Annotated in this window: 27 protein-coding genes and 3 pseudogenes; 12 read left to right on the top strand and 18 right to left on the bottom strand. The window is 70.7% G+C overall.

The features are described from left to right. Positions 1–70: 70 nt before the first annotated feature. The 5 genes from AB0J78_RS09290 (at position 71) to AB0J78_RS09270 (ending at position 4,687) form a co-directional block, all read left to right on the top strand. Entirely contained in the window at positions 71–979 is a 909-nt protein-coding gene (locus tag AB0J78_RS09290) for a LysR substrate-binding domain-containing protein (RefSeq protein ID WP_363788221.1), read from the top strand. After that, a complete protein-coding gene (locus tag AB0J78_RS09285; protein WP_363788220.1) occupies positions 976–2,079 on the top strand; it encodes an enolase C-terminal domain-like protein in 1,104 nt (367 codons plus the stop codon). The genes AB0J78_RS09290 and AB0J78_RS09285 overlap by 4 nt, the downstream gene beginning before the upstream one ends. 25 nt (positions 2,080–2,104) lie before the next feature. Continuing rightward, positions 2,105–2,950, top strand: a complete 846-nt coding sequence (catA, locus tag AB0J78_RS09280) for a catechol 1,2-dioxygenase (protein WP_363788219.1) — start codon at positions 2,105–2,107, stop codon at positions 2,948–2,950. Positions 2,951–2,972: 22 nt separating this feature from the next. Then, on the top strand, positions 2,973–3,254 hold the full coding sequence (gene catC / locus AB0J78_RS09275; protein ID WP_363788218.1) for a muconolactone Delta-isomerase: 282 nt from the start codon (positions 2,973–2,975) through the stop codon (positions 3,252–3,254). A 173-nt stretch (positions 3,255–3,427) separates the two neighbouring features. Then, on the top strand, positions 3,428–4,687 hold the full coding sequence (locus AB0J78_RS09270) for a benzoate/H(+) symporter BenE family transporter (protein WP_363788217.1): 1,260 nt from the start codon (positions 3,428–3,430) through the stop codon (positions 4,685–4,687). Between the two features lie 12 nt (positions 4,688–4,699). Here AB0J78_RS09270 and AB0J78_RS09265 read toward each other — a convergent pair. The 6 genes and pseudogenes from AB0J78_RS09265 to AB0J78_RS09240 form a co-directional block, all read right to left on the bottom strand. Then, positions 4,700–4,801, bottom strand: a pseudogene (locus tag AB0J78_RS09265) (IS481 family transposase); the annotation flags it as partial. Positions 4,802–4,923: 122 nt separating this feature from the next. Next, a pseudogene (locus AB0J78_RS09260) lies at positions 4,924–5,295 on the bottom strand (leucine zipper domain-containing protein); the annotation flags it as partial. Next, the gene (locus AB0J78_RS09255; protein ID WP_363788216.1) at positions 5,292–5,729 is read right to left on the bottom strand and encodes a MarR family winged helix-turn-helix transcriptional regulator; all 438 of its coding nucleotides are present in this window, start codon (positions 5,727–5,729) and stop codon (positions 5,292–5,294) included. The gene AB0J78_RS09255 and the pseudogene AB0J78_RS09260, both read right to left, overlap by 4 nt. Next, positions 5,726–6,106 carry a hypothetical protein gene (locus AB0J78_RS09250; protein WP_363788215.1) on the bottom strand — a complete coding sequence of 127 codons (381 nt, stop codon included), beginning with the start codon at positions 6,104–6,106 and terminating at the stop codon, positions 5,726–5,728. The genes AB0J78_RS09255 and AB0J78_RS09250 overlap by 4 nt, the downstream gene beginning before the upstream one ends. 71 nt (positions 6,107–6,177) lie before the next feature. Further along, a complete protein-coding gene (locus tag AB0J78_RS09245) occupies positions 6,178–6,780 on the bottom strand; it encodes a hypothetical protein (RefSeq protein ID WP_363788881.1) in 603 nt (200 codons plus the stop codon). Positions 6,781–6,901: 121 nt separating this feature from the next. Then, positions 6,902–7,849, bottom strand: coding sequence for an aldo/keto reductase (locus tag AB0J78_RS09240; RefSeq protein WP_363788213.1), 948 nt, complete (start codon positions 7,847–7,849; stop codon positions 6,902–6,904). On the opposite strand from AB0J78_RS09240, the gene AB0J78_RS09235 reads away from it, so the two are divergent. Continuing rightward, positions 7,848–8,318, top strand: a complete 471-nt coding sequence (locus AB0J78_RS09235; RefSeq protein ID WP_363788212.1) for a DUF3040 domain-containing protein — start codon at positions 7,848–7,850, stop codon at positions 8,316–8,318. The two genes, AB0J78_RS09240 and AB0J78_RS09235, sit on opposite strands and share 2 nt — an antisense overlap. Positions 8,319–8,336: 18 nt before the next feature. On the opposite strand, the gene AB0J78_RS09230 is transcribed toward AB0J78_RS09235, so the two are convergent. Then, entirely contained in the window at positions 8,337–9,812 is a 1,476-nt protein-coding gene (locus AB0J78_RS09230) for an SDR family oxidoreductase (RefSeq protein ID WP_363788211.1), read from the bottom strand. A gap of 6 nt (positions 9,813–9,818) precedes the next feature. Here AB0J78_RS09230 and AB0J78_RS09225 point away from each other — a divergent pair. The 3 genes and pseudogenes from AB0J78_RS09225 to AB0J78_RS09215 all read left to right on the top strand — a co-directional run. Continuing rightward, positions 9,819–10,382, top strand: a pseudogene (locus AB0J78_RS09225) (deoxyribodipyrimidine photo-lyase); the annotation flags it as partial. A gap of 260 nt (positions 10,383–10,642) precedes the next feature. Continuing rightward, positions 10,643–11,308 carry an FAD-binding domain-containing protein gene (locus AB0J78_RS09220; RefSeq protein ID WP_363788210.1) on the top strand — a complete coding sequence of 222 codons (666 nt, stop codon included), beginning with the start codon at positions 10,643–10,645 and terminating at the stop codon, positions 11,306–11,308. A 100-nt stretch (positions 11,309–11,408) separates the two neighbouring features. Beyond that, a complete protein-coding gene (locus tag AB0J78_RS09215; protein ID WP_363788209.1) occupies positions 11,409–12,053 on the top strand; it encodes a PhoU domain-containing protein in 645 nt (214 codons plus the stop codon). 16 nt (positions 12,054–12,069) lie between these two features. On the opposite strand, the gene AB0J78_RS09210 is transcribed toward AB0J78_RS09215, so the two are convergent. The 8 genes from AB0J78_RS09210 to AB0J78_RS09175 form a co-directional block, all read right to left on the bottom strand. Further along, positions 12,070–13,086 carry a DUF5914 domain-containing protein gene (locus AB0J78_RS09210; RefSeq protein ID WP_363788879.1) on the bottom strand — a complete coding sequence of 339 codons (1,017 nt, stop codon included), beginning with the start codon at positions 13,084–13,086 and terminating at the stop codon, positions 12,070–12,072. A gap of 2 nt (positions 13,087–13,088) precedes the next feature. Beyond that, positions 13,089–14,654, bottom strand: a complete 1,566-nt coding sequence (locus tag AB0J78_RS09205; RefSeq protein WP_363788208.1) for an FAD-dependent oxidoreductase — start codon at positions 14,652–14,654, stop codon at positions 13,089–13,091. Next, positions 14,647–15,390 carry a class I SAM-dependent methyltransferase gene (locus tag AB0J78_RS09200; protein WP_363788207.1) on the bottom strand — a complete coding sequence of 248 codons (744 nt, stop codon included), beginning with the start codon at positions 15,388–15,390 and terminating at the stop codon, positions 14,647–14,649. The genes AB0J78_RS09205 and AB0J78_RS09200 overlap by 8 nt, the downstream gene beginning before the upstream one ends. Further along, positions 15,387–15,719 carry a lycopene cyclase domain-containing protein gene (locus tag AB0J78_RS09195; RefSeq protein ID WP_363788206.1) on the bottom strand — a complete coding sequence of 111 codons (333 nt, stop codon included), beginning with the start codon at positions 15,717–15,719 and terminating at the stop codon, positions 15,387–15,389. Before AB0J78_RS09195 ends, AB0J78_RS09200 begins: the two co-directional genes overlap by 4 nt. Then, a complete protein-coding gene (locus AB0J78_RS09190) occupies positions 15,716–16,063 on the bottom strand; it encodes a lycopene cyclase domain-containing protein (RefSeq protein ID WP_363788204.1) in 348 nt (115 codons plus the stop codon). The genes AB0J78_RS09195 and AB0J78_RS09190 overlap by 4 nt, the downstream gene beginning before the upstream one ends. Further along, positions 16,060–17,028, bottom strand: a complete 969-nt coding sequence (locus AB0J78_RS09185; RefSeq protein ID WP_363788203.1) for a phytoene/squalene synthase family protein — start codon at positions 17,026–17,028, stop codon at positions 16,060–16,062. Before AB0J78_RS09185 ends, AB0J78_RS09190 begins: the two co-directional genes overlap by 4 nt. A 163-nt stretch (positions 17,029–17,191) precedes the next feature. Continuing rightward, complete coding sequence (locus tag AB0J78_RS09180; protein WP_363788202.1) at positions 17,192–17,839, bottom strand: CoA transferase subunit B; 648 nt, start codon at positions 17,837–17,839, stop codon at positions 17,192–17,194. A gap of 9 nt (positions 17,840–17,848) precedes the next feature. After that, a complete protein-coding gene (locus AB0J78_RS09175; protein ID WP_363788201.1) occupies positions 17,849–18,562 on the bottom strand; it encodes a CoA transferase subunit A in 714 nt (237 codons plus the stop codon). 156 nt (positions 18,563–18,718) lie between these two features. Here AB0J78_RS09175 and AB0J78_RS09170 point away from each other — a divergent pair, with 156 nt between their 5' ends. Beyond that, positions 18,719–19,498 (top strand): IclR family transcriptional regulator, encoded by a 780-nt coding sequence (locus tag AB0J78_RS09170; RefSeq protein ID WP_363788200.1) that lies wholly within the window; start codon positions 18,719–18,721, stop codon positions 19,496–19,498. Positions 19,499–19,505: 7 nt separating this feature from the next. Here the strand turns inward: AB0J78_RS09170 and AB0J78_RS09165 are convergent, their stop codons facing one another. Further along, positions 19,506–20,708 carry a CaiB/BaiF CoA-transferase family protein gene (locus AB0J78_RS09165; RefSeq protein ID WP_363788199.1) on the bottom strand — a complete coding sequence of 401 codons (1,203 nt, stop codon included), beginning with the start codon at positions 20,706–20,708 and terminating at the stop codon, positions 19,506–19,508. A gap of 78 nt (positions 20,709–20,786) precedes the next feature. Then, positions 20,787–21,953: an acyl-CoA dehydrogenase family protein gene (locus tag AB0J78_RS09160; protein WP_363788198.1), complete on the bottom strand. Its 1,167-nt coding sequence runs from the start codon at positions 21,951–21,953 to the stop codon at positions 20,787–20,789. Between the two features lie 219 nt (positions 21,954–22,172). Between AB0J78_RS09160 and AB0J78_RS09155 the strand changes: the two genes are divergently transcribed. Continuing rightward, entirely contained in the window at positions 22,173–23,519 is a 1,347-nt protein-coding gene (locus AB0J78_RS09155) for an MFS transporter (protein ID WP_363788197.1), read from the top strand. A 56-nt stretch (positions 23,520–23,575) separates the two neighbouring features. Beyond that, complete coding sequence (locus tag AB0J78_RS09150; RefSeq protein WP_363788195.1) at positions 23,576–24,319, top strand: IclR family transcriptional regulator; 744 nt, start codon at positions 23,576–23,578, stop codon at positions 24,317–24,319. A 138-nt stretch (positions 24,320–24,457) separates the two neighbouring features. Here AB0J78_RS09150 and AB0J78_RS09145 read toward each other — a convergent pair whose 3' ends face one another. Then, positions 24,458–25,177 carry an urease accessory protein UreD gene (locus AB0J78_RS09145; protein ID WP_363788194.1) on the bottom strand — a complete coding sequence of 240 codons (720 nt, stop codon included), beginning with the start codon at positions 25,175–25,177 and terminating at the stop codon, positions 24,458–24,460. Positions 25,178–25,180 lie beyond the last annotated feature (3 nt).

Genomic DNA, 25,180 nt, shown 5'->3' with positions numbered 1-25,180 from the left:
CTTTGTCTTCGATGAGCGGGTTGCCTACCGTGAGAAAAATCGGCGACGAGGACGAGGGAGGAGGCCCGCCGTGGAGCTTCGCCACCTGCGCTACTTCGTCACCGTCGCCGAGACGTGCCACTTCGGCCGCGCCGCCGAGCAGCTGCACATCGCCCAGCCCGCGCTGTCGCACACCGTCCGCCAGCTGGAGGACGAGCTCGGCGTCGCGCTGCTGGCCCGCACGACCAGGCAGGTCCGGGTGACCCCGGCGGGCGAGTTCTTCCTGGGCGAGGCCCAGCGGGTGCTCTCCGCCGTGGAATCCGGGGTGCGCGGGGTGCAGCGCATCGGCGAGGGACAGCTCGGGCTGGTCCGGGTCGGGTTCACCGGCACGGCCGCGTTCTCCCACCTGCCGCACCTCGCCCGAGCGCTGGCCCAGCGCGTTCCGCAGGTCGAGCTGGAGGTGCACGCCGAACTCCTCACCGCCGAGCAGTGCGAGCAGCTGCGCGACGGTTCGCTGGGCATCGGCGTGCTCCGGCCGCCGGTGACCGGTGACGACATCGACTACCGCGTGATCGAGGTCGAACCGCTGGTTCTGGCGGTGCCCGCCGACCACCGGCTGGCCGTCGAGCCCGTGGTGGCCACGACCGACCTGCGGGCCGAACCGCTGGTGACCTACGACGGGCGCAACTCCGTCGTGCACGCGGCAGTGCTGCGCAGCTGCCGGGACGCCGGGTTCACCCCGCACCAGCAGCACCAGGCCCCGGGCACCGCCGCACTGCTCGCGCTCGTCGCGGGTGGTCTGGGCGTCGGGGTCGTTCCGGCTTCGGCGCGCTCGTTGCCGCTGGCCGGGGTGGTGTTCCGGGACCTCGCCGGTGCGGCGACCGTCGAGCTGGCGCTGGCCTGGCACCGCGAGACCAGTTCGCCCCTGGTCAACACAGTCCTCGCCGAACTAGAGGACGTCTTCCCGTCCGCACGACCACCAGCAGAGGCCGGTTCATGAAGATCACCCAGGTGGAAGCGATCCCGTTCGCCATCCCGTACCGCAAGCCGCTGCGCTTCGCCTCCGGCGAGGTGCACGCCGCCGAGCACGTGCTGGTGCGGGTGCACACCGACGACGGGATCGTCGGCGTGGCGGAGGCGCCGCCCCGCCCGTTCACCTACGGCGAGACCCAGGCCGGGATCGTCGCCGTCATCGACTCGATCTTCGCACCGCAGCTGGCGGGCCTGAGCCTGCTGGACCGCGAGACCGCGCACGCCCGGCTCGGCCGCACCGTGGGGAACCCGACCGCGAAGTCGGCCATCGACATGGCGATGTGGGACGCGCTCGGCCGCAGCCTCGACGTGTCGGTAACCGAGATGCTCGGCGGCTTCACCGACCGCATGCGGGTCTCGCACATGCTCGGCTTCGACGAGCCGGCCGCGATGCTCGCCGAGGCCGAGAAGATGCGCGACAGCTACGGAATCACGACCTTCAAGGTCAAGGTCGGCCGCCGCCCGGTGTTCCTGGACACCGCCGTGGTGCGCGCGCTGCGCGAAGGGCTCGGCGACTCCGTCGAGCTCTACGTCGACGGCAACCGGGGCTGGACGGCCGCCGAGTCCGCGCGCGCCATGAAGGAGATGGCCGACCTCGACCTGCTCTTCGCCGAGGAGCTGTGCCCTGCCGACGACGTCCTCGGGCGGCGCTGGCTGGTGCAGCAGCTCGACGTGCCGTTCATCGCCGACGAATCCGCCGTCTCCCCCGCGGACGTCACCCGCGAGATTTTGGGCGGCTCGGCCACCGCGGTGAGCATCAAGACCGCGCGGACCGGGTTCACCGGCTCCCAGCGCACCCACCACCTCGCCGAAGGGCTCGGGCTGGAGGTCGTGATGGGCAACCAGATCGACGGCCAGCTCGGTTCCCTGTGCAGCGTCGCCTTCGGCGCGGCCTACCCGCTGACCTCCCACCGGGCCGGCGAGCTGTCCAACTTCCTGGACATGAGCGACGACCTGCTGGCCGAACCGCTGCGCATCAGCGACGGTGAACTCACCGTCCGGCCCGGCGCCGGTCTCGGCGCCGAACTCGATCCCGACAAGCTCCGGCACTACCGCCAGGACTCCTGACCCACCACGAATCAAGGAGGATTCCATGACCACCGCTTCTGACTCGGCCACCGCCGCCGCTTCCGGCGCCAACGCGACCGAGCGGTTCAAGAGCGACAAGCTGGTCGGCGTGGAGGGCACGCCACCCGAGCGCGTCAGCCTGCTCGCCCGCGAGGTGCTGGAGGCCGTGCACGAGACCATCCGCAAGCACAAGGTGACCTACGACGAGTACAACGCGCTCAAGGCATGGCTGATCAGCGTCGGTGAGGACGGCGAGTGGCCGCTGTTCCTCGACGTCTGGGTCGAGCACGTCGTCGAAGAGGTCGCCACCGAACACCGCGAGGGCAACAAGGGCACCATCGAGGGCCCGTACTACGTCCCGGACGCCCCCGAGCAGGGCGCCAGCGGGGCGGTCCCGATGCGCGACGACGAGCCGGGCACACCGCTGACCTGGACCGGAAAGGTCACCTCCACCGACGGCTCCGCGCTGTCGGGGGCGAAGGTGGAGCTGTGGCACGCCGACGCCGACGGCTACTACTCGCAGTTCGCGCCGAACATCCCGGCGTGGAACCTGCGCGCGTCGTTCACCACCGACGCCGACGGCAACTTCGAGATCCGCACCGTGCGCCCGGCTCCCTACCAGATCCCCACCGACGGGGCCTGCGGCAAGCTCATCTCCGCCGCCGGGTGGCACGCCTGGCGCCCGGCGCACCTGCACGTCAAGGTGTCGGCACCGGGTTACGAGCTGCTCACGGCGCAGCTGTACTTCCCCGGCGACGAGCACAACGACGACGACATCGCCTCGGCCGTCAAGCCCGAGCTGATTCTCGCCCCGAAGCCCATCGCCGGTGGTGAGGCCATCGAGTACGGCTTCGTCCTGGACCCCGCCTGATCAGTCCACAGGAGACAGATTCGTGCTCTACCACATCCGCATGGACGTGAACCTCCCGCCGGACCTCGATCCGGACGTGCGCGCCGACCTCATCGCGCGCGAGAAGGAGTACAGCCAGAAGCAACAACGCGAAGGCAGGTGGCCGCACCTGTGGCGGATCGCCGGGGAGTTCGCGAACGTCTCGATCGTCGACGTCGCCGACCACGACGAGCTGCACGCGGTGCTGTCCGGCCTTCCGCTGTTCCCGTACATGGACATCGAGGTCACGCCCTTGGCGGTGCACCCGAACAAGATCGCCGACTGAGATTCCTCTCGAGTCATCGCCGTGCGCGGCGGTGCGGGTAGCGGAACCCGCGGCGGTGCGAGCTGTGTCCCACGCCTGAAACACCGCCGCACACCTCAACAGCTCAGCAGGACTCCACCGATGCCGGGTGTCCCTCGTGGACGCCCGGCATCTCCACTGCCCGAGGGGGATTCGTGACGAGCACGATCGACGACATCGACACGGAGAAGCCGGTCTGCCGCGAACGATTCGAACGCCCCTCCCCCGCCGGAGCACGCCAAGTGCTGCGGGACCTCAGCGGAGGGTCGGTCGCGGGCGGGGTGGTCGGTCTCGTCTTCTCGGCCACCGGCCCGATCGCCGTGATCCTCTCGGCGGGCGCCCACGGCGGTCTCAGCTCGGCGCAACTGGCGTCGTGGGTGTTCGGGGTGTTCTTCCTCAACGGCATCCTCACCGCGATCGCCTCCTGGGTCTACCGGCAACCGCTGGCGTTCTTCTGGACGATCCCGGGCACCGTGGTGGTCGGCGCGTCGATGAACCACCTGAGCTGGCCGGAGGTGCTGGGCGCGTTCGTCGTGACCGCGCTGCTGATCCTCGCGATCGGTCTCACCGGCTGGGTGCGCACGATCATGGCGGCGTTGCCGATGCCGATCGTGATGGCCATGGTCGCCGGGGTGTTCCTGCGGTTCGGGCTCGACCTGGTCACCGCGACCGGGTCGGACATGAGCGTAGCCTTGCCCATGATCGCCGTTTTCGCGCTGCTGAGCGCATTTCCCCGCGCGGGACGGATGGTGCCGCCGATCCTCGGCGCGCTGGCCGCCGGTGCGCTCGCCGTCGCCGCGTCCGGCCGGTTCGCCCTCGACAGCGCGGGATGGCTCGCCCAGCCGGTGTTGCAGGCCCCGGAGTTCTCTTGGCGGGCGATCACCGAGCTGGTCGTGCCGCTGGCGATCACGGTCCTGGTGGTCCAGAACGGTCAGGGCACAGCGGTTCTCAAACAAGCAGGTCACAACCCGCCGACGAACGTGGCGGCGGTCCTGTGCGGGCTGTGGTCGTTGCCGGCCGCCGCGGTCGGCGCGGTCTCGACCTGCCTGACCGGTCCGACCAACGCCCTCCTGGTCGCCTCGACCGAACGCTCCCGCCAGTACACGGCGGGCATCGTGTGCGGGCTCGGCGCGATCGTCGTCGGACTGTTCGCCCCGGCGTTCGTCAGCTTCATGCTGGCCACACCCCCGGCGTTCATCGCCGTGCTGGGAGGTCTGGCCATGCTGCGCGCGCTGCAAGGCGCCTTCGTCGCGGCGTTCAGCACGAACTTCACCCTCGGCGCCCTGCTGGCCTTCCTCGTCACCGTCTCAGGCGTGAACCCCCTGAACATCAACTCAGCGTTCTGGGGCCTGCTCGCAGGAGGCCTCGTCGCCCTCGCCCTCGAACGACGAGACTTCAGCCAGCGCAGTGCCTGACCGACGAGCCCGCTAGGTGTATGAGGGCTGGACGTTGGTGACGCCGTCCCGGAGTCGGGATGCTGGCGGCCGTCCACCAGCTCCGCTGTGCGGGCGGTGGTAGTTGTAGTGGATCGTGGAAGAGCGGGCATCTTCGCCTCGCCCACGGCATCACCCACATCCACCGTGTCGTCACCGACAACGGGGCCTGCTATCGATCTGGTGACTTCGCACGGATCGTCGGCCAGAGCACGCGGCGCGGGGTTGATGAACTTTCGCCTGCCCGGTCCGAGCCTGCTCAGGTGGCGGGTGACGGCGCGGCGGTTGATCGTGAATCCGAGGTCGGCGAGCTCATCGGTGATGCGCTGGACGGACCACTAGTGCTCGCGCCGGCAGGACCCGATCTTCTCGATGGTCCAGGCTGGTGTCGCGTTCGGGCTCCGGTGTGGGCTCGATGGGCGGTCGAGCAGTCCGGCGTCGCCGTGACGCCGCCACCGGTTAACCCACTTCGACGCGCAGGCACGCGAGATGCCCATCTCGGCGGCCACGTGCGCGATGGGGCGCGTTTAGCAGCGCTCGACCAGCCGGCGGCGTCCCTCGATGCTCAATGGGGCGTTGGCGTGGCTCATGCATCCATCGCGTAGGAGCGCTCCATCAGGTCGGTCATCGCCTGCTGGAAGTCGTGGCGTTTCTTGTCGCTCCAGCCTGTGGTCAGCTGAACGAAGATCTCCTCCTGCCAGCGATGTGCCTGTTCCAGCATGGACCGGCCTGCGGGGGTGAGTGATGCTTCGCGTCGTCGACCATCGGCCGGAGACGCCGCCATGGCCAGGTAGCCGGCTGCTGTGGCGCTCTTGATCAACCGTGACGCGCCGCTCTGGTCGATCCCGATCTCGTGTGCGATCGCGTTCACGGTTACAGAGGCCCCGCGCTGACTGAGCGCATGGACTGCCTCGCAGACCAGCACGAGTCGCCCCTGCTCGCCACCGGCATCTGCTGCGACGGGTCGGCGCGCCCAGTGTCGGACGAAGTGGAACAGGGCCTGTCCCGGGCCTTGGTCTGTCATTCGGTTGCTGCCATCTCGCGGCAGATGTAGGCCAGCTCGAGCGCGGCCTTGAGGTCGGGCAGCCTCAGCGCAGCCGTGATCTTCCCGCCGGAGGCACGGAAGACCGTCGCTACCCGCGTGGGCTTCGTGTTCTCGGGCCAGGTGGCGTCCTCCTCGACCACCATCAGACGCTCGCTGACCGGGTGCCAGGACCGCGGGGTCAGCTTGATCCCGGAACGCTCCACCCACTCAGCGAACTGCGCAGGCGTGATCGGGCCCGCGCCCTTCGGCCCCAGAACGACGACTGGATCACCGACCGCTCCCGCCGACCGCTGCAGGTCGCCAGCGTTGACGCTGGCGTGCCACTCGTTGATTGCTACTTCAAGGCTTGAATCCATACCTGAACTATATGCGATTCGCATACATTCACGCCGGGTGGGCGCGACGTCAACGTCCTGCCCCGCAACAGCTAGGCCAAGACCGCGAACAGTCCACCGACCACGGCCACACCCACCACCGAACCGCCCACGACCTGCGCCGCCGTGTGGTCACCAAGCCGAACCCGCGACCACGAGATCACGACGACGACCAGCGATGACAGCAACCACGCCGGGCCGTGCAGGACCACCAGCACCGCCGTCGCACCGGCGGCCACGGCGGCGTGCATGGACACCTTCCACCACATCGTGATCGCGCCGGTGATCACCAAGGCGGCCACCATCGTGACGTCCAGCGCCACCAGCATCCACGGCGCGCCCAGAACCATGAGCAGCGCCAAACCGATGCTGCTCAGCACGATCAGGGTCAGGAAGGGCACGAGCCTGCCCTTCCGGTCACGGACGTGGTGCCCGTCCCACCGCCCCGAACGCGCACCCCACACGATCACCGCCATCGGCAGCACGCTGCTGGTGAGCGCAACCAGCAGTCCCCATCCCAGCGCCGGACCCACAGCACGGGTCGCCTGCCACGCCACGACCAACGGCAGCACCGTCACGAGCACGGACGGCGCCAACACCTCGGTGACCACCCGCGCGACCCGATCAACCCACGTCCAGCGCGCGAGTTCACCCACTGCTCGCAACTCGGTTCGCCTCTCCAGCCAGCACTTCTCGACGTTCACGGCAGCAAGGCCGGATCTTGCCCGGCCGAGCGCAGGGTCCTGCATCGTGGCGTTCTTCCCGCGGGTGCCCGCCTCACGGCACGCGGTGGCCCGCTGCTTGGAGGAGCCCGTACCACTCGCCCCGGGTGAGCCGGATCTCCGAGCCCGCGGCGGCATCGGTGACGCGCTGCGGGGTGGTGGTGCCGAGGACCACCTGCATTCCGGCCGGGTGGCGGGTGATCCAGGCCGTGGCGATCGCGATGGGCGTGACGCCGTACTTGGCGGCGAGCTTGCCGAGCAGCGCGTTGAGCTCCGGGAACTCCTCGTCCCCCAGGAACACTCCGCCCTGGGCGCCCTTCTGGAACGGCGACCACGCCTGGACGGTGATCCCGTTGATGCGGCAGTAGTCCACCAGACCACCGCCGTCGCGGGTGAGCGCATCGTCGACGGCCATGTTGGCGGCCAGGCCCTGCGCCACGATCGTCGAGTGCGTCACCGACAACTGCACCTGGTTGGCCACGATCGGCTGCCGCACCGCAGTCGTCAGCAGGTCGATCTGCCGCGGCGTGTAGTTCGAGACGCCGAAACTCCGCACCTTCCCGGCCGATTCCAGCTCGTCGAAGGCCCGCGCCACCTCCTCCGGCTCGACCAGCGCGTCTGGGCGGTGCAGCAGCAGCACGTCGACGTGGTCGGTGCCCAGCGCCCGCAGCGACTCCTCCACGGACGACACGATGTGCTCGTACGACGAGTCGTAGTGCCACTCGTCGTCCACGATGCTCGCCTTGGTCTGCAGCGTGATCTGCTCGCGCTCCGCAGCCGAGAGCCCCAGCGCCTCGTTGAACCTCCGCTCGCAGTGGTGCGTGCCGCCTCCCGGGTGCCGGAAGCCGTAGAGGTCCGCGTGGTCGAAGAAGTCGATCCCGGCCTCGCGGGCCGTGGTGTAGAGCTCGCGGATCTGCTCATCGGTCTTGTCCGCGATCCGCATCATCCCGGAGATGACGTTGGGGACATGAGCACCGGTCGTTCCGAACGGAACAGTCCGCATGGGTCGTTTCCCAATCAGTAGACGTCAGCGAGAGCCCGGACGTGTCCGAGGCAGCACCGGGATTCTTCACGAACGCACCGCGGTTCGGCCAGGCCGCTCTCCTGTTCCCGTCCCGGGCTCCGGACGGAGGGTCTATCGGCCCTACCCACGAGGGCTGCGGAGTCGCCATGGTGGCCACAACAGACCTGCCGACCGCCGGAGGGACCTCATGCTTCGCCGACATGAAATCCGCATCCTCGGAGAGATGGAACGGCAGCTGCGCACCGACGATCCCGCGCTGGCCGGCGAGTTGACCCACCCCCGGACCCGGTTCCGCGACTGGGGGACCACGCGCAGGATGCTGGGGTTCACGACCGCGGCTCTGTCCCTGCTGTGCCTCGCGCTCGGCGAGGGCACGGCCTTCTTCACCACCGCAGCCCTGGCGGCAGCGCTGATCGTGTTCAGCCGGTGGTCCGTCCGAACCGGGTGACCGCACCGAGCCGGTGGTTCAGCGCGGCGTTCGAGGTGCGCGGCGGAGGTCGGCGGCGCTCGTGATGTTGCGGACCATCCCGCCGAACACGAGACCGTGGAACGGGGAGATCACCGCCCAGTAGAGCTGTCCGGTCAACCCGTGCGGTTCGAACACCGCGCGCTGCCGGTAGAGCGCACCGCCGCCGTCCGCGGGTTCCACGGCGAGCTCCAGCCAGGCACGACCGGGCACCTTCATCTCCGCCCGCAACCGCAGCAGCCTGGGCCGGTCGACGTGTTCGACCCGCCACCAGTCCAGCGCCTCCCCCGCGTGCAACCGGTGCGGGTCCCGGCGGCCTCGCCGCAGGCCCACCCCACCGACCAGCCGGTCGACCCAGCCGCGCACCGACCAGGCCAGCGGGAACGAGTACCAGCCGTTCTCACCGCCGATCGACTCGATGACCTCCCACAACGCCTCCACCGACGCAGTCGTGCGCTGCTCACGAACGTCCTCGCGCACGCTGCCACCGGTCCACTCCGGGTCGCTGGGCAGCGGATCCGACGGCGCGGTCGGTCCGGTGGCGTCCGACCACCGCGTCGGCACCTCGGCGCTGCGCATCCGCGCCAGCGCGAGCTCCACCGCGCGTTCGTAGCTGGTCAAGCCCCCCTCGGGGTCCGGGATGTGGTTCGCCACCGCGTGGTCGCGGCAGACGACCTCGTGCACCAGCGATTCGATCAGCGGGACGGCGATCGCCTTGGGCACCGGCGTGACCAGGTTGACCCACTGCGCCGACAACCAGGGCGTCAGCACCGGCACCGGGAGCACCACCCGCCGCGGCAGGTCGGCGACCTTCGCGTACCGGTGCATCATGTCCAGGTAGGTCAGCACGTCCGGACCACCGATGTCGAAAGCACCACTGGTCTCGGCGGGAATCTCGGCGGCGCGCACGAGGTAGTGCAGCACGTCGCGCACCGCGATCGGCTGGATCCGGTTGTGCACCCAGCGGGGCGTGACCATCGCCGGCAGCCGATCCGACAGGTACCGCAACATCTCGAAGCTCGCCGACCCCGAGCCGATGATCACCGCCGCCCGCAGCACGATCGTCGGCACACCCGAGTCCGCGAACACCCGGCCCACCTCGGTCCGCGACGCCAGGTGCGGCGAGAGCTCCTCCTCGCCCGGCACGATCCCGCCCAGGTAGACGATCCGCCCGACTCCCGCCTCCCGCGCGGCGTCGGCGACGGTGCGCGCCGCAGCGCGATCCAGCGCGACGAAGTTCCGGCTGGTCAGCGAGTGCACCAGGTAGTAGACGACCTGCTGCTCCGACAGCGCCCGCGCGACGCTCCCGGGATCGGAGACGTCACCCTGCACCACCTCCACCTGGTCGCGCCACCGCATGTCGTCGAGCTTCTCCGGGGTGCGGGCGAACACCCGCACCCGGTGCCCGGCAGCGAGCAGCTCGGGCACCAACCGCCCACCGATGTAACCCGTCGCACCCATGACCACGCACCGCATACCGCGATGGTTCCCCGAACCGAGGCGTTCCGCAAAGCATCCGCGACGCGCCGCGGCACGCAGGCGGGTCTTGCTGAACCATTCGGGCATGCTGGTGAACTCGCACGACCGAGACCCGTGAGGTGCCTTCCGATGACCGTCGCCGTCGCCCTGTTCACCCGTGACCTGCGGGTGAACGACAACCCCGTGCTGCACGCCGCGGCGACCGGCGCGGACCGGGTGATCCCGGTGTTCGTCCTCGACCCCGCGATCACCGGAACGGGCTTCCCCGGGCCCAACCGCGCCGCTTTCCTCGCCCGCAGCCTGGCCGACCTGGACGACGCCCTGCGCGAACGGGGTGCCGCGCTGGTCGTCCGGCGCGGCGATCCGCTGCAGGAGCTGGCGGAACTGGTCGCCGAGCACGACGTCACCGACGTCCACCTCGCTGCCGACGTCAGCGGTCACGCGCAGCGCAGGCAGGACACGCTGGTCGACGAGCTCGACGTGAGGGTGCACCTGCACGAGGCGTCGATCACCGCCGTGGCACCCGGTGCGGTCACCCCGTCCGGCGGCGGCGCGCACTTCGCGGTGTTCAGCCCCTACCTCCGGCGCTGGCAGGAGACCGGGAAGCGGTCACCGCTGCCCCCACCGGACCGGCTGCGCATGCCCGACCTCGACCCGGGGAAGGTTCCGGAGGCCGCTGAGATCAGCGACGGCGACCCGGCCGTGGACCCGACCTGGTCCGAGGCGGTGAGCGCAACGGCCGGAGCCTGCTGTCGGAATGGGCCGACGAGCTGGTCGACGACTACTCGTCCGGGCACGACGACCTCGCCGGCGATCGCACCTCGCGGTTGTCGCCCCACCTGCACTTCGGCACGCTCTCGCCGACCGAGGTGGTGCACCGGGTGGGCACCCGCACCCAGGGGGCGCAGGAGTTCGTCCGGCAGGTGGCGTGGCGGGACTTCCACCACCAGGTGCTGGCCGCGAACCCGCGCACCTCGACCGAGGACTACCGCCCGCGCGGCGACGACTGGCGCGACGCGCCGGAGGAGCTGCGCGCCTGGGCGGAGGGACGCACCGGATATCCGATCGTCGACGCGGGCATGCGCCAGCTGCTGCGGGAGGGCTGGATGCACAACCGCGCCCGGATGATCACCGCCAGCTTCCTGACCAAGACCCTGCACCACGACTGGCGGGTCGGCGCCCGGCACTTCCTCTGGCACCTCGTGGACGGGGACGTGGCGAACAACCAGATGAACTGGCAGTGGGTGGCCGGGACCGGCACCGACACCCGGCCCAACCGGGTGCTCAACCCGCTGCGCCAGGCCGAGCGCTACGACCCGCGCGGGGACTACGTGCGGCGATACGTACCGGAACTGCGCGACATCGACGGCCCTGCGGTGCACACGCCGTGGAAGCTGCCCGCCGACCAACGACGCGCGCTGTCCTACCCGGAGCCGATCGTGGACCTGGACCTCGGGCGGCGCCGCTTCCTGGAGGCCCGCAAGGCCGACTGAGGGTCGCGGATCGCCGCTGACCTGGGCCGCGCACCCGCTTGGCCGGACGAGGCCGTTCCCGGGCACGCACGACCCGGTACGTCCGGTTAGGGTAGATCAGATGCGTGAAGCGTTCCACGGCGAACTCGTGGCGCTCGGCGAGCAGCTGGCCGCGATGGTCGGCCAAGCGGCCGAGGCCATGCGTCTCGCCACACAGGCTGCCACCACGGCTGACGTGTCGCTGGCCGAGCAGGTCCTCACCGCCGATGCCGAGCTCGATACCGCGCGCAACACCTGCGAGGACCACGCCCAGCGGCTGCTCGCGCTGCAATCACCCGTCGCAGGTGATCTGCGCACCGTCCTGGCCGTCCTCTACTGCGGGGTGAAGGTCGAGCGGATGGGTGATCTCGCCGCCCACGTCGCGGGTCTGGTCCGCTACAGCCACCCGGACCCGCTCGTCCACGACGAGGTCGCCGACACCGTGGGCGCCCTCGGCGAGGTGACCGTGACCATGGCCCGTTCCCTCCAGGAGCTGATCCGGGGTTCAGGCCCCGCGGACTCCGCCTGGCTGAGCGGCACCGACGACGAGGTCGATGCTCTGAGCAGCCGGCTGGACGCCGCGGTGCGCAGCGAGAGCTGGCCTCACGGCGTGGCCTCGGCGATCCACCTCGCGCTGCTCGCCCGGTTCTACGAGCGCTTCGCGGATCAGGCCGTGTCCGTGGCCCGCCGCCTCGAGTTCGCCACCACCGGCGCCATGCCGGACTGAAGCGGACCCGGACACCTCAGGGCTGCCCTCGGCGATCGTGCCGGCCGGTGCGGACGGCGTACCGGCGTTCGGCGTAGGCGAGGTCGTCCCGCCAGAGCCTGCGCGCCGCCCGCACCATGGCCGGCCGCAGCACCGTCGCCGCGTTCCTGGCGATCCGGAAGCCCGTCCTGCCCGAGGACGCGACGACGGCTTCGACGACCTTCGTGAGCGGACGGCCATCGGCCGTGCTCCCCACCGGTGTGGCGTGCGTTTCGACCACGCTGCCCGCGCCTTCCCCGGAGAGGATGCGCATGAGCACCGTTCTCGCCTCCGGGCAGGTGAACTCGGCGAGGACGGGAACGCCGAGGCGTCCCGCCACGCGGAAGGTGACCTCGACGAGGTAGCGGTCCTTCTCGGGTTCCGCGCCGTCGAGCGGCGGGGTTTCCAGGACGCGGAGCCGGGTGAACGAGTACGGGTGGAACCACGCCCCGTGCCACGGATCGAGGCGGTTGGCGACCACATCGGACGGTTCGCAGACACCGGTCGCGGTCATGACCGCGTCGATGCTGCCGCGGGCCAGCGGACGGGCGGCGATCACCGGCTCGTCGAGCGGCTCCTCGTCGCCCGCGGTGTCGAGCCGGACCCAGGCGAGCACGCCGTCGTCGTGGCTGGGCAGCGGATTCCACCCCGGGCGGCCGCGGTGCCCCAGGCGCATCCCGTGCCACCGGCACACGAGAGCTCCGCAGTGCACGGCGGCCTCGCTCAGCGGAGCCCCGAGGTGCGGGCAGGCACCCGGCCCGACCCGCAGCGCGCCCGACCGATCGCGCCACGCCACGAGTTCGGTGCCCGCGACGTGGAAACCCAGCGGCCGGTCGCCGCGAACCTGGCGGCTGCCTGCGAAGACGTACCAGTTGCCGCCGGATCGGCGTTCGGCCCTGGCCAGCGCGGCCCGGATGATGCGCGGCTCGGCCTCGGGGAAGGTCGGGTGCTGCTCGGCCCACGCGGACCTGGGAACGGGTTGCAGGGGCCACCTCTCGGGCCACTGATCGAGGATGTTCACCGCCGAGTGCTCCCTTCTCGCTGGGCGAGCCGCCGCAGCGGGCCGTTGCGACCGCGGGTGGGAACCGAGCGCAGCTCGTGCCCGCGAAGACCCCAGTGGGCGAGGAGCCGGTTGGCAGCGTGCCAACCGGTGGTCGCGGCCCGTTCCATGAGCGCCACGGGCAGGTCGACCCGGATGCCGTCCCCGGCGAGCACGAGACCCTCGTGCGGAGTGGTCACCCCAGGCCGCCGGAGGAAATCGCCGACTCCGAACAGCGGGCAGTCCTGACGCCACAGCACCGACTCCGCGACGACACCGGCTCGCGCGGTCTCGGGGTAGAGCTCGTGGAGCCGCCGCACGAGTTCGCTTCCCAGCCGGCGCGTCCCCGCGCAGTCCCCCGGGTGATCGGCCACGGCGTAGGCGTGCAGCTCGACCACGGATCCACCGCGCCGGGCCGCCCAGTCGCGGGCTTCGCCGTCGTAGCGGTCGAGCACGCTGATGTTGTCGAGCGGGCCGTGGCCGCTGGTGGCCAGGAACGCCGATCGGTGCGGCTCGACGGGCCTGTCAAGCCAGAGCCGCTGGACGAAGAACGAGGGAGCACTTCGCAACCCGCGCACCGACTCCGACCAGCCGGGCACCTCGAGGTCCTGCGAGTCGTCCAGGAGTTGTCGCAGCGCTCGCACGTCAGCGGCGATGACCACGCCGTCGGCGTCCAGAGGTGCGCCGCGGTCGCGGCGCACCCGGTAGGTGCCGTCGGCGCCGCGTTCGATTCCCGACGCCGCGGTGCCCAGGTCGAATTCGACTCCGAGCGCGCTCAGGTACGTGCGGAGCGGATCCCACAGGCTCCGCTCGAAACCCGCGTCCGGGACGTCGAACAGCAGTCCTTCGCTGGAGCCGAGGAAGAAGATGTGGAACATCGTGGCGAGCTCCGCCGCCGACATCTGGTCCGGGCTCGCGAAGAAGCTGCGGGAGAACACCTCCAGCGCCAGGTGCCGGGCCGCTTCGGGGAAGCGGATGCGGTCGAGGAACGTCGCGGCGTCGACGTGGTCGAGCCGGTCGTAGGTCTCCGGGACCGACACGGCCGCCAACGGCGCCGCGGCGCGCGGATCCAGTCTGGCGAGGTCGGAGAGGCGGAACGTGGGGCTGCGCAAGGCGAACAGCAGCGCGTTCCACGGTGGCGTGCGGGGCAGGCCCTGGAAGGTGTCGGTCCGGCCTTCGGCGTCGACCAGCGGGTAGTCGGGCAGGGCGACGAGGCGTTCCAGGCCGGGGTCGGATCTGCGCAACAACTTCCGCAGGTTGTAGTACTGGCGGAAGAAGGCGTGGAAACCGCGGCTCATCGCGACCTCCTCGCCGTCGGGCAGCCGCTCGGTCCAGCCACCGACGCGACCGCCGAGGTAGCTGTTGCGCTCGACGAGCTCGACCGCCACGCCCCGCTCGGCCAGGCCGGTCGCCGCGCACAGCCCGGCGATCCCACCCCCGACGACCACGGCGCGGGGTCTGCGCCCGAGCGCACCCGCGTCCGCTGCTCCCGGCGGTGCCCGGTGCCGCACCGCCCGCGGGTCCGCGCAGCCCTGGTCACGCATCGGTGGTGTTCCCGGACGGTGTCCTGGCGAGGAAGGTGTGCACCACGCGCCGCTGCCACCCCGACATCGTCCGGGTCTCGACGTCGGTGAAACCGCAGTCCAGCAGTCGCCGCTGGAAGCGCTCGACCCCGTCGAACGACCGGACGCTGCGCCACAGGTACCGGTACAGCGCGGAACTCCCGCTCGCCGCGGTGCCGGCGGGGATGATGATCGTCCAGCACACCAGGTTCCAGACCGCGCGCGCCCGCATCGAATCGCGCACCGAGAACTCGTGCACGACGAGCCTGCCGCCGGGGCGCAGCAGCCTCCGGAACGCGCGCAGCTGCCCGTCGGGATCGTCCAGGTTGCGGACCAGGTAGGCGGCGAAGACGGCGTCGAACGGGCCGTCTTCGCCCGCGCTGGGCAGGTCTTCGACCCGGCAGTGCGCGAAGCGCACCGAAGGCGGCCACGTCTTCAGCCGAGCACGGCGCAGCATCTGCTCGGACGCGTCGACCGCGACGACCTGCGCCAGCGGTGCGGCGTTGAGCACCGCTTCCGTGGACGCACCTGTGCCGCACCCGGCGTCGAGCACCCGCAGCCCGGCACCGTTTCCGGGCAGTCCCATGCGGAGGGCAGAAGCGCGGAGGTGGCGGTGGTAGCCGGGGTCGGCCGCCACGAGGGCGTCGTAGGACGCGGCTGCGCCGTCGAAGGCCGCCGGAACGGCGCCGGTTCGGAGCGTGGTCTGCCTGCGCCTCATCGCGCGGCCCCCGTTCGACCACGTCGGTGGCGCTGCCGCTCCCACCCCAGCAGCACCGCCGTGACCAGGGAGAAGCCGAAGAGGAAGTCCTCGACCGGGATGTCCCACGGGAACCTGATGCCGCTGAGGTGCGCGGGATCGTAGACGACGATCGGCGCGTCGAGCTTGGTCAGCCAACCGTCGACGGGGACCTGGAACGCCAGCACGATGACCAGGGAGATCCAGTAGGCCGGTTTGGCGAACAGCCCGGTGCGCAGCACGGCGCACTCCAGGAGGATCACGACGCCCACCGACAGCAGCGCCGGGACGGTGTACCCGAGCCCGGTCACCGGTGCACCTCCAGGTCGCCGCGGGTGCCTCGGACGCGCCGCGTCAGCGCTTCGACGGACTGGTAGGTCAGCAACGCGCACAGCGGGATGACGAGGAAGAAGAGGAACTCCTCCAGCACGATCCCGGCCAGCGAGACCCCCAGCGTGTAGCGCGGGTTGAAGCTCCACACCTCGGCCCAGACGGCCACCGCGTCCCACACCAGGAAGATCAACGCCACGGGCAGCACTGCGGCGGCGATCCTCCCTGGTTGGCGAAGCACGCGTGCGCCGAGGCACTCCAGCGGGAGCACCAGGAGAAGGCATCCTGCCATCACCAGCAGGTACTGCCACTGGTCGGCCTTCACGACCGAGCACCTCTCGTGGGTGCGGGCCGGCGCGCACCGCGCTCGCGCGCCCGGACGGCCCGGAGCAGCGCGGCACCGGCGATGCGCGCGCGGTAGGCCTTGCCCACCACCGCGCGGCGCGTGAACACCGCGAAGTCGTCGGCTTCGATGCGCTCGAGGATCCGCGAGTACAGGGCGTACGCGGTCTCCACGCACGGCCGCGACACCGGGTCCAGCATCCTGATCCCGACCCGGGCGAACCGGTAGATCTCCCGGGTGAGCGCGTGCTGTTCGACGAGCGCCGCACGCACCCTCGGATCCGTGCGGCGGTGCCGGTGGCACCACAGGAGCAGGTCCCGGTCCACTCCGTGCGCGGCGAGCTCGTCGGCCGGGAGGTAGACGCGACCGCGTTCGAGGTCTTCGGCGACGTCGCGCAGGAAGTTCGTCAGCTGGAACGCCCGGCCGAGCGCTGCCGCGTGCGGCGCGGCTTCGTCGAGCGGAACGACAGCGCCCAGCACCGGCAGCACCTGCAGTCCGATCACCTCGGCGGAACCGCGCATGTAGCGGCCCAGCGCGGCGCGGTTCGGGTAGTCGCGCACCGAGAGGTCCATGCGCATCGACCTCAAGAAGTCCTCGAAGAGATCGCTCGACAGCTCGTGCCGCACGGCGGTGTCGACCACGGCGGCCAGCAGCGGATCGGAGCAGCTCCCGCTCCGGATGCCCGAGATCAGTGCGGCGCCCAGCCCGCTGAGCCGGTCCGCGCACCGCTCGGGCCGCTCGTGCTCGCGCGGCTCGTCGACGATGTCGTCGGCCCAGCGGGCGAAGCCGTAGAGGGCGTGCACCGAGGGTCGTTGCGCGGCCGTCAGGAGGCGGGTGGCCAGGAAGTAGGTCCTCCCGTGGCGGGCGTGGAGGCCGCGGCAGAGCTCGTAGGAGCGGCGCAGGGCGGGGTCGGTGATGTGCGCGGCGTCCAGCTCAGCTCGTGGCACGGCACCTCCCCTCGCCCGCGCGGCCGGACCGCCCACTCGTCTGGTGCATCCGCCCCATTGCAGCCCGGCGGCCAACTGATCGCCATTCCGCGCGACGACGGTCCGGCGGCCGGGGGATCTCGGCGGCGAGGGCACCGAGACCTAATCCGGCCGCCGTCGCCGGTCAGGTGCCCGCGGGAACCGGTTGGTGGACGGGAGCTCCCGTCTTGGCCCGCACCTCCTCCGGGGTGACTCCCGGTGCCACCGACACCAGGTGCAGGCCGTCCGGGGTCACGTCGAGCACGGCCAGGTCGGTGACGATCCGGTCGACCACGCCGGCGCCGGTGAGCGGCAGGGTGCAGCGCTCGACGAGCTTCGGGGTGCCGTCCTTGGCCACGTGGTCGGTGAGCACGACGATGCGACGAGCGCCCACGACCAAGTCCATCGCACCGCCCATGCCCTTGACCAGGGAACCCGGGATCGTCCAGTTCGCCAGGTCGCCGGTGCTGCTGACCTGCAGCGCGCCCAGCACGGCGATGTCGATGTGCCCGCCGCGCATCATGCCGAACGATGCGGCCGAGTCGAAGTAGCTGGCGCCCGGGTTGACCGTGACGGTCTGCTTGCCGGCGTTGATGAGATCGGCGTCCTCCTCGCCCTCCCACGGGAACGGGCCCACGCCGAGGATGCCGTTCTCGCTCTGCAGGGTCACCTGCACGCCGTCCGGGACGTGGTTGGCGACCAGGGTCGGGATGCCGATCCCGAGGTTGACGTAGTCGCCGTCGCGCAGCTCGGCGGCGGCGATGGCGGCCATCTCGTCACGGGTCCAGCTCATGTGCTGCTCCTAGTTCGTCGAGGCGGTGGTTCGGGGGCGCACGGTGCGCTTCTCGATGTCCTTGACCCGCGGCTTGGCCCGCACCAGGCGGTCCACGTGGATGCCGGGAGTCACGATCCGCTCGGGGTCCAGGTGCTCCTCGGCGAGGTGCTCGACCTCGACCACCGCCACCCGCCCGCACGTGGCCACGACCGGGTTGAAGTTGCGGGCGCTGGCGCGGTAGACGAGGTTGCCCGCCGGGTCGGCGGTGTGGGCGTGCACCAGCGCGACGTCAGCGACGATCGCCCGCTCCTGGACGTAGGTCATCCCGTCGAACTCCGCCACCGGCTTGCCCTCCGCGACCGGGGTGCCCACGCCCGCGCGGGTGTAGAACGCGGCGATGCCCGCGCCACCGGCCCGCAACCGCTCCGACAGCGTCCCCTGCGGCGCGAACTCCACCTCCAGCGTCCCGTCCAGGTACTGCTGGGCGAACCGCTTGTTCTCACCCACGTAGGACGCGATCACCCTGGACACCTGCTCGTTCTCCAGCAGCAGCCCGAGGCCCTTGCCGTCCACGCCCATGTTGTTCGACACCACCGTCAGATCCCTGACGCCGCTGTCGCGCACGACCTCGATCAGATCGTTCGGAACACCGCACAGGCCGAACCCACCGACGGCGAGCGTCATGCCGTCCGTGAGCACACCGCGCAGCGCCACCTCCGCGTCGGAACGCAGCTTCGACACCTCATCACCTCTCCCACGTCCACTTGACGGACGTCGGGGAGTAAAGAGCCCGCGAGGCCGTTACCGCAACGTTCCGGGTTTGTTCGGGCGCGATCCGCTCGCTCGGTGACCGGCTCGGCCGGAACGCGTCCACTCAGCGGACGCTACGATGGCTCCATGAGCGACGGCCCGAACGCCCACCTGGTCGGCAAGATCGGCGCCGTGCTGCGCGCGCTGTCCGCCACGAACGCGGAGGGCACGACGACGACCGACCTCGCACGCGGCGCCGGGCTCCCGCGCCCGACCGCGCACCGGCTGCTCAGCTCGCTGGCGGAGGAAGGATTCGTCGACCGCGACCTGCACACCGGCAACTGGTTCCTCGGACCCGAGCTCTACCTGCTCGGCCAGACCGCGGGGAGCCGGTACGACGTCACCCACCACGCGCGCGACAGCGTGCACCGGCTGGCCGCCAAGACCGGTGAGAGCGCGTTCTTCTCTGCACTGCGCGGCCAGGAGACGGTGTGCCTGCTGCGCGAGGACGGCGACTTCCCGATCCGCTCGTTCGTGCTCTACGAAGGCGCGCGCTTCCCGCTCGGGGTCGTCTCCGCGGGCCTGGTGCTGCTCGCCTTCCAGGACGACGCCGACATCGACTCCTACCTCGGAGGCACCGATCTGACCGCCCGCTGGGGCCAGGACCACTCCCCCGAGGCGATCCGCACCCGCATCGACCGAACCCGCCGCCGCGGCTACGCCGTGAACCCCGGCTTGGTCGTCGAGGGCAGCTGGGGCATGGCCGCCGCCGTGTTCGACCACACCGGCAAGCCCGCCTGGGCCCTGACCCTCACCGGAATCGAGTCCCGGTTCAAACCGGCCCGCCAACCGGAGCTCGGCGCCCTCCTGCTCCACGAGGCCCACGTCCTCACCCGGCACCTGACCGGCAACGGGCGAGGCCGGTGAGCACTCCTCAGGTCTGGTCGCCGAGGGCGATGTCGGCTTCGATGAGGGCGGTGATCTGCTCGTCGCTGCAACCGAGCGAGGCGAGGATGCGCCGGGTGTCGGCGCCCTGCTCGCGCGGCGCCGATCGGACGTTGCCGGGAGTCCTGCCGAGCTTGATGGGAAGCCCGATGCCGCGGTAGTCGTCGTGCTCGACGACCATGTTCCGGTGCCTGACCTGCGGATCGGTCAGCGCTTCTCCGACGTGGTGCACCGGGGTCGCGGGCACGCCCCGGCCCACCAGCGCCTCGCTCAGCTCGTGGCGCTTCCTGGTGCTGATCCGCTCGGCCAGCAGCTCGCGCAGCGTGGCGATGTTGCGCACCCGGTCTGCGTTGGTGGTGAACCTGGAGTCCTCGGCGAGGGCCGGGATCTCCAGCACGTCCACCAGGGTCTGGAACTGGCGATCGTTCCCGCCGCTGATGAAGATCAGCCCGTCCGCCGCTTCGAAGGTGTCGTAGGGCGCGATCGAGGGGTGCGCCGATCCGGTGCGCTGCGGGGTCTGCCCCGAGGCTAGCCACGCCGAGGAGTGCGGGTGCAGCAGGGACACGGCGGTGTCCAGGAGGGCGCAGTCCACCAGCTGGCCGCGTCCGCTGGTGCGCCGATCGTGCAGCGCCAGCAGGATGCCGGAGAAGGCGTAGATGCCGGTCACCACGTCGACGATCGGCACGCCGACCCGCAGCGGCGGACCAGTCGGCTCGCCGTTGACGCTCATCAACCCGCCGTAGGCCTGCAGGATCGCGTCGTAGCCGGGAGCGGACCCCATCGGCCCGTCGGTGCCGAAACCGGTGATGCGGCAGTGCACCAGCCGGGGGAAGCGCGTGCCGATCTCCTCGTCGGAGAACCCCCACTTGGCCAGCGTGCCCGCCTTGAAGTTCTCCACCACGACGTCGGCTCCGGCGAGCAGTTCGCCGAGCAGCCGCTGACCCTCCGGCTCGGTGAGGTCCAGGCAGATGTTGGCCTTGTTGCGGTTGATCCCGGCGTGGTAAGCGCTCATCGAGTCGGTGACGAACGGCGGTCCCCAGGTGCGGGTGTCGTCGCCGGCCGGCGGCTCCACCTTGATCACCTCGGCTCCGTGGTCGGCGAGCATCTGCGCGCACAGCGGACCGGCGAGGATCCGGGACAGGTCCAGGACGCGGATTCCGCGCAAGCTGCCGGCGGGTTCAGGTGTGGTCATCGGTGGTGGTCCTGTTCGTCTGGTCCTTCGACGGTTCGTGCTTCGCCGGGTGGCGGGACGGTTCGCTCCGCCGCGCGCTCAGTAGGACTTGGGCAGGCCGAGGACGTGGTGGGACACGTAGTTCATGACCATCTCCTGGCTGACCGGGGCGAGCCGGAGGATCCGCGACTCCCGGAAGTAGCGCTCCACGTGGTACTCCCGGGCGTAGCCCATGCCGCCGTGGGTCTGGATCGCCTGGTCGGCGGCGTGGAAACCCGCGTCGGCGCACAACCACTTCGCCATGTTCGACTCCTTCCCGCACGACAACCCCTGGTCGTAGCGCCACGCGGCGTTCCGCGCCATCAGCTCGGCGGCGTCGAGCCGGGTCGCCGCCTCGGCGAGCGGGAACGCGATCCCCTGGTTCTGGCCGATCGGGCGGTCGAAGACGACGCGCTCCTTGGCGTAGCGCACGGCCTTGTCCAGCGCCGCGCGGCCGATGCCCAGCGCCTCGTGGGCCAGCAGGATCCGCTCCGGGTTGAGACCGTCCAGGAGGTACCGGAAACCGTCGCCTTCGGCTCCGATCCGCGCGCTCTCCGGCACGAACAGGTCGTCGATGACCACCTCGTAGGAGGAGACCGCGTTGCGGCCGAGCTTGGGGATCGGACTCAGGTGCACGCGCTCGGGGTCGATGTCGATGAGGAACAACGACATGCCGTCGGTCGACCGGGCCACGTCCTCACGCCGCGTGGTCCGCGCGATGAGCACCATCTTCTGCGAGTCGCCCGCCTTGGTGATCCACACCTTGCGGCCGTTGATCCGGTAGCCGCCGTCGACGCGCTCGGCGAAGGTCGAGATGCGGGTGGTGTCGGTGCCCGCGTCGGGTTCGGTGACCCCGAAGCACACGTGCAGCGAACCGTCCGCGGCCGCGGGCAGGACCTCCTCGCGCAGCCGCTCGCTGCCGTGCTTGACGATCGTGTTCAACCCGAAGATGGTCAGGTGCATGGTGCTGCACCCGTTCATGCCGGCACCGGAGGCCGCCACCTCCTCCAGCAGCAGCGCGGCTTCGAGAACTCCGAGCCCGCCACCGCCGTACTGCTCGGGGATGGCGATGCCGAGCCAGCCGCCCTCGGCGAAGGCGTTGTAGAACTCCCACGGGAACCGGTTGTCCGCGTCGCAGTCGGCCCAGTAGTCGTCGGAGAAGCTGCGAGCCAGCTCGCGCGCCCCCGCCCTGAGGTTGGCCTGATCCGCGGACAGTTCGAAGTGCATTCCCTGGTCCTCTCCCAACCCAGATGTTCTTATTTGCGAACACCACGACTGATATGGGACACAGACTCGTGCGCGGCGGCGCTGGTGTCAACTGCTTGACAGTGACTCGCTTCACTCCATATGTTCCCGTTTGCGACACCTCGTTGGTATTTGCGAACGCCCTTTCCGCGGCTTCTCACGCGATCTCCGCGACCACCACCGTCGAAGAGGATTCGAGCAATGACGCTGAACAACGCCGCCTCGGCACCGCCAGATCCGTCCTCCCGCAAGTCCGTCGGGCCCGCGGTGGTGATCGGCTCGGCATTGGAGTGGTTCGACTTCTACCTCTACGCCTCGATGGCCGCGCTGGTCTTCGGCAAGCTGTTCTTCCCCGCGAGCAACCCGACCACGGCGACCTTGGCGTCGATGGCCACCTTCGCGGTCGGCTTCCTCGCCCGACCCTTCGGCGGCATCGTCTTCGGCCTGATCGGCGACAAGTTCGGCCGGAAGACCGTGCTGTCGGCCACTTTCCTGCTGATGGGCATCTCATCCGGACTCATCGGCCTGCTGCCGACCTACTCCTCGGTGGGCCTCGTCGCGCCGATCCTGCTGGTGCTGCTGCGCCTGCTCCAGGGGCTTGGCGCCGGGGCCGAGCTGGGCAGCGCGACGGCGGTGGCCTACGAGCACGCCGACGCCAAGACCCGCGGGCGGAAAGGATCGCTGCCCGCGCTGGGTGTCAACATCGGACTGTTCGGGTCCTCGCTCACCGTCACCGTGCTGACCAGCTTCAGCGACGAGTTCCTCTACGACTGGGGATGGCGGATTCCGTTCGTGGCCACCTTCGCCCTGGCAGGACTCGGTTTCTGGGTGCGCCGCCAGATGCCGGAAACCCCGGAGTTCGAGAAGGCGGCCCGCACGGCGAGGGTCGGCGCGAAGGCCAGGCCGCTGCGCTCGCTGCTGCAGTCCAACTGGCGCGGTCTCGCCGTGGTCATGGCGGTCACCCTGGGCTACAACGGGGTCAGCTACATCTTCAAGACGTTCTCGCTGTCCTACCTCACCACGTTCCGCGACGTGCCCGCCAACGTCGGCGCTTTCGGCATCACGCTGGCCAGCGCCTGCGCCATCATCACGGTGCCGATCGCCGGCCGGATCTGCGACGTCGTCGGCGCCAAGACGGTCATCCTGGTGGGCGCGGCCGCCACCGCGGCACTGGCCTTCCCGTTCTTCTGGCTGCTGGACACCGGGCAGCACGTGGCGATCTGGACCGCGCTCATCCTCGCCACCGGCGTGGTGGTGCCCGCCATGCTCAGCGCCCAGGGCGCGTTCCTCTCGCAGCAGTTCCCGACCCGGACCCGGGTCTCCGGGCTCGGAACCGGCCGGGAGGTCGGCGGCGCGTTCTCCGGAGGACTCGCACCGGTGGCCGCGCTCGCCCTGGTCACGGCCACCCCGGGGCACGCCACCTGGGCGGTGTCGCTGATGTTCATCGGCGGAGCCGCACTCATCGCCGTGGGCGCGCTGTTCGACCAGATCAAGGCGGTCGAAGCCGACGAGGCGCAGCCCGCCGCAGCAGTGGGCGGCCGGTCCTGAACCACCGGCGGTAAGTTCGACACCGGACGCGGTCGGTCAACACGATGGGGAACGCAGTGCCACTTGCCGAATCGGGAGCAGCCAAAGCGCACCGGACCGTTTCGCGGATCACCACGATCCTCGAACTCGCCGCATCGCGCCGGTCCGGGGTGCGGCTGTCCGAGCTCGCCACCGAGCTGGACGCACCCCGGTCCTCGCTGCACGGCCTGGTCAAGGGCCTGGTCGCCGACGGTTACCTGCGCGAGCAGGGCGGCGCGTACACCATCGGCCCGGCGATCAACACTCTGCTCGCGGCGGCGCCGCCCACGATCGCCGAAGCCGCCCGCCCCGCCATGGAGGAGCTGCACCGCCAGTTCAACGAGACCGTCATGCTGGCCTCCCCGGTCGGGAGCTCCCTCGTCTACACCGATGCCATCGAATCCACGCAACCCATCCGCTATTCCGCCCCGCTGCGCATCCGGCGCCCGCTGTACCCGACCAGCTCCGGCAAGTGCCTGCTGGCCTTCGGCACCGAGCGTTTCCGGGAGAACTACCTGACCGGCCACCTCGCCGACATGCCCCGGAAAGACCAGGTCCGCCACGAGCTCGACGAGGTCGCGCAGGCCGGGGTGGCGATCAACCGCGGCGAAACGCTCCCCGACATCACCGGGGTCGGAGCACCGATCTTCGGCAAGGGCCGCGTCGTGGCGGCCATCGCCCTGGCGGGCCCGACCTCCCGCCTCGGCGAGGTCGTCGCCGACATCGCCGAAGCCACGAAGGCCGCGGCCCACGAGGTCACCGAACGCCTCGCCGGCCGCTGAGCGACGCGGACTGCCGGCCTCGCATATTCCCGTCAGGTGTCCATCACGGACGAACACGAGGCCGATCACACCGGATCTGAAACCCCGTTGGAACTCCCATCCCGTCCCGGGTTTTCGCGCGGCTCGCCCTCGTCGGGCTCAGGTGTTGGAGGCGAGGAAGCGCCGCCAGCGCTCCCACGTGCCCCGCAGGGCCTCCTCGGCGCTGTGCGCGTGCGGGGCGAGCGAGCGGGCGATGGATCCGGGACCCGCGAGGGGCGTTTCCGGTGGGGAAACCCGCTCGCCCGGGCGAGCACCGAGCAGCGCGGCCGTGGCGAGCACCCGGCAGTCACCGAGGATTCCCGGCGCCTTCCTCAGCTCCGGCGAGCGCAGGTCGAGGTCTTCGACCAGGAGGTCCCGCCCCGCCAAGGCGCACCGCAGCTTCGAGCGCAACCCGCCGCCCTCTTCGCCGCTGCGCCCGAGCACCAGGGTTTCGGACAGGAGAGCGACCGCGCCGTCGTCCAGGACGATGCCGGTGCGCCGCTCGACGTCGGCGCCGCCGGAAACCACGAACGGTGCCGTGGCCCAGACGAGCGAACCACCGCTTTCAACGTGCACGTCGGCCGCCCAGCGCTGGTGACCGCCCCGCGCGTCGTAGGCGACCATGCCCGAGGGTTCGACGAGTTCGAGGTGCGCACCGCTGCCGACCGCGACCTCCACTCGCAGGTCGTCTCCGGCGAGCAGGGTGGCGCACACGCCGACGAGCGCGATGCGCACGCGCGGTCCGTCGATTCCGAGCAGCCGGGGGCGCAGGTGGTCCCCGGCCCGCAGAACCGCGGCCCGCGCGACGCCGTCGACGAGTTCGACGGACACCGTTGCCATCGC

This window comes from Saccharopolyspora sp. NPDC049426 (genome assembly GCF_040676935.1).
Classification (GTDB): domain Bacteria; phylum Actinomycetota; class Actinomycetes; order Mycobacteriales; family Pseudonocardiaceae; genus Saccharopolyspora.
The sequence above is the reverse complement of the archived record's forward strand: the minus strand, read 5'-3'. Positions and strand labels throughout refer to the sequence as shown.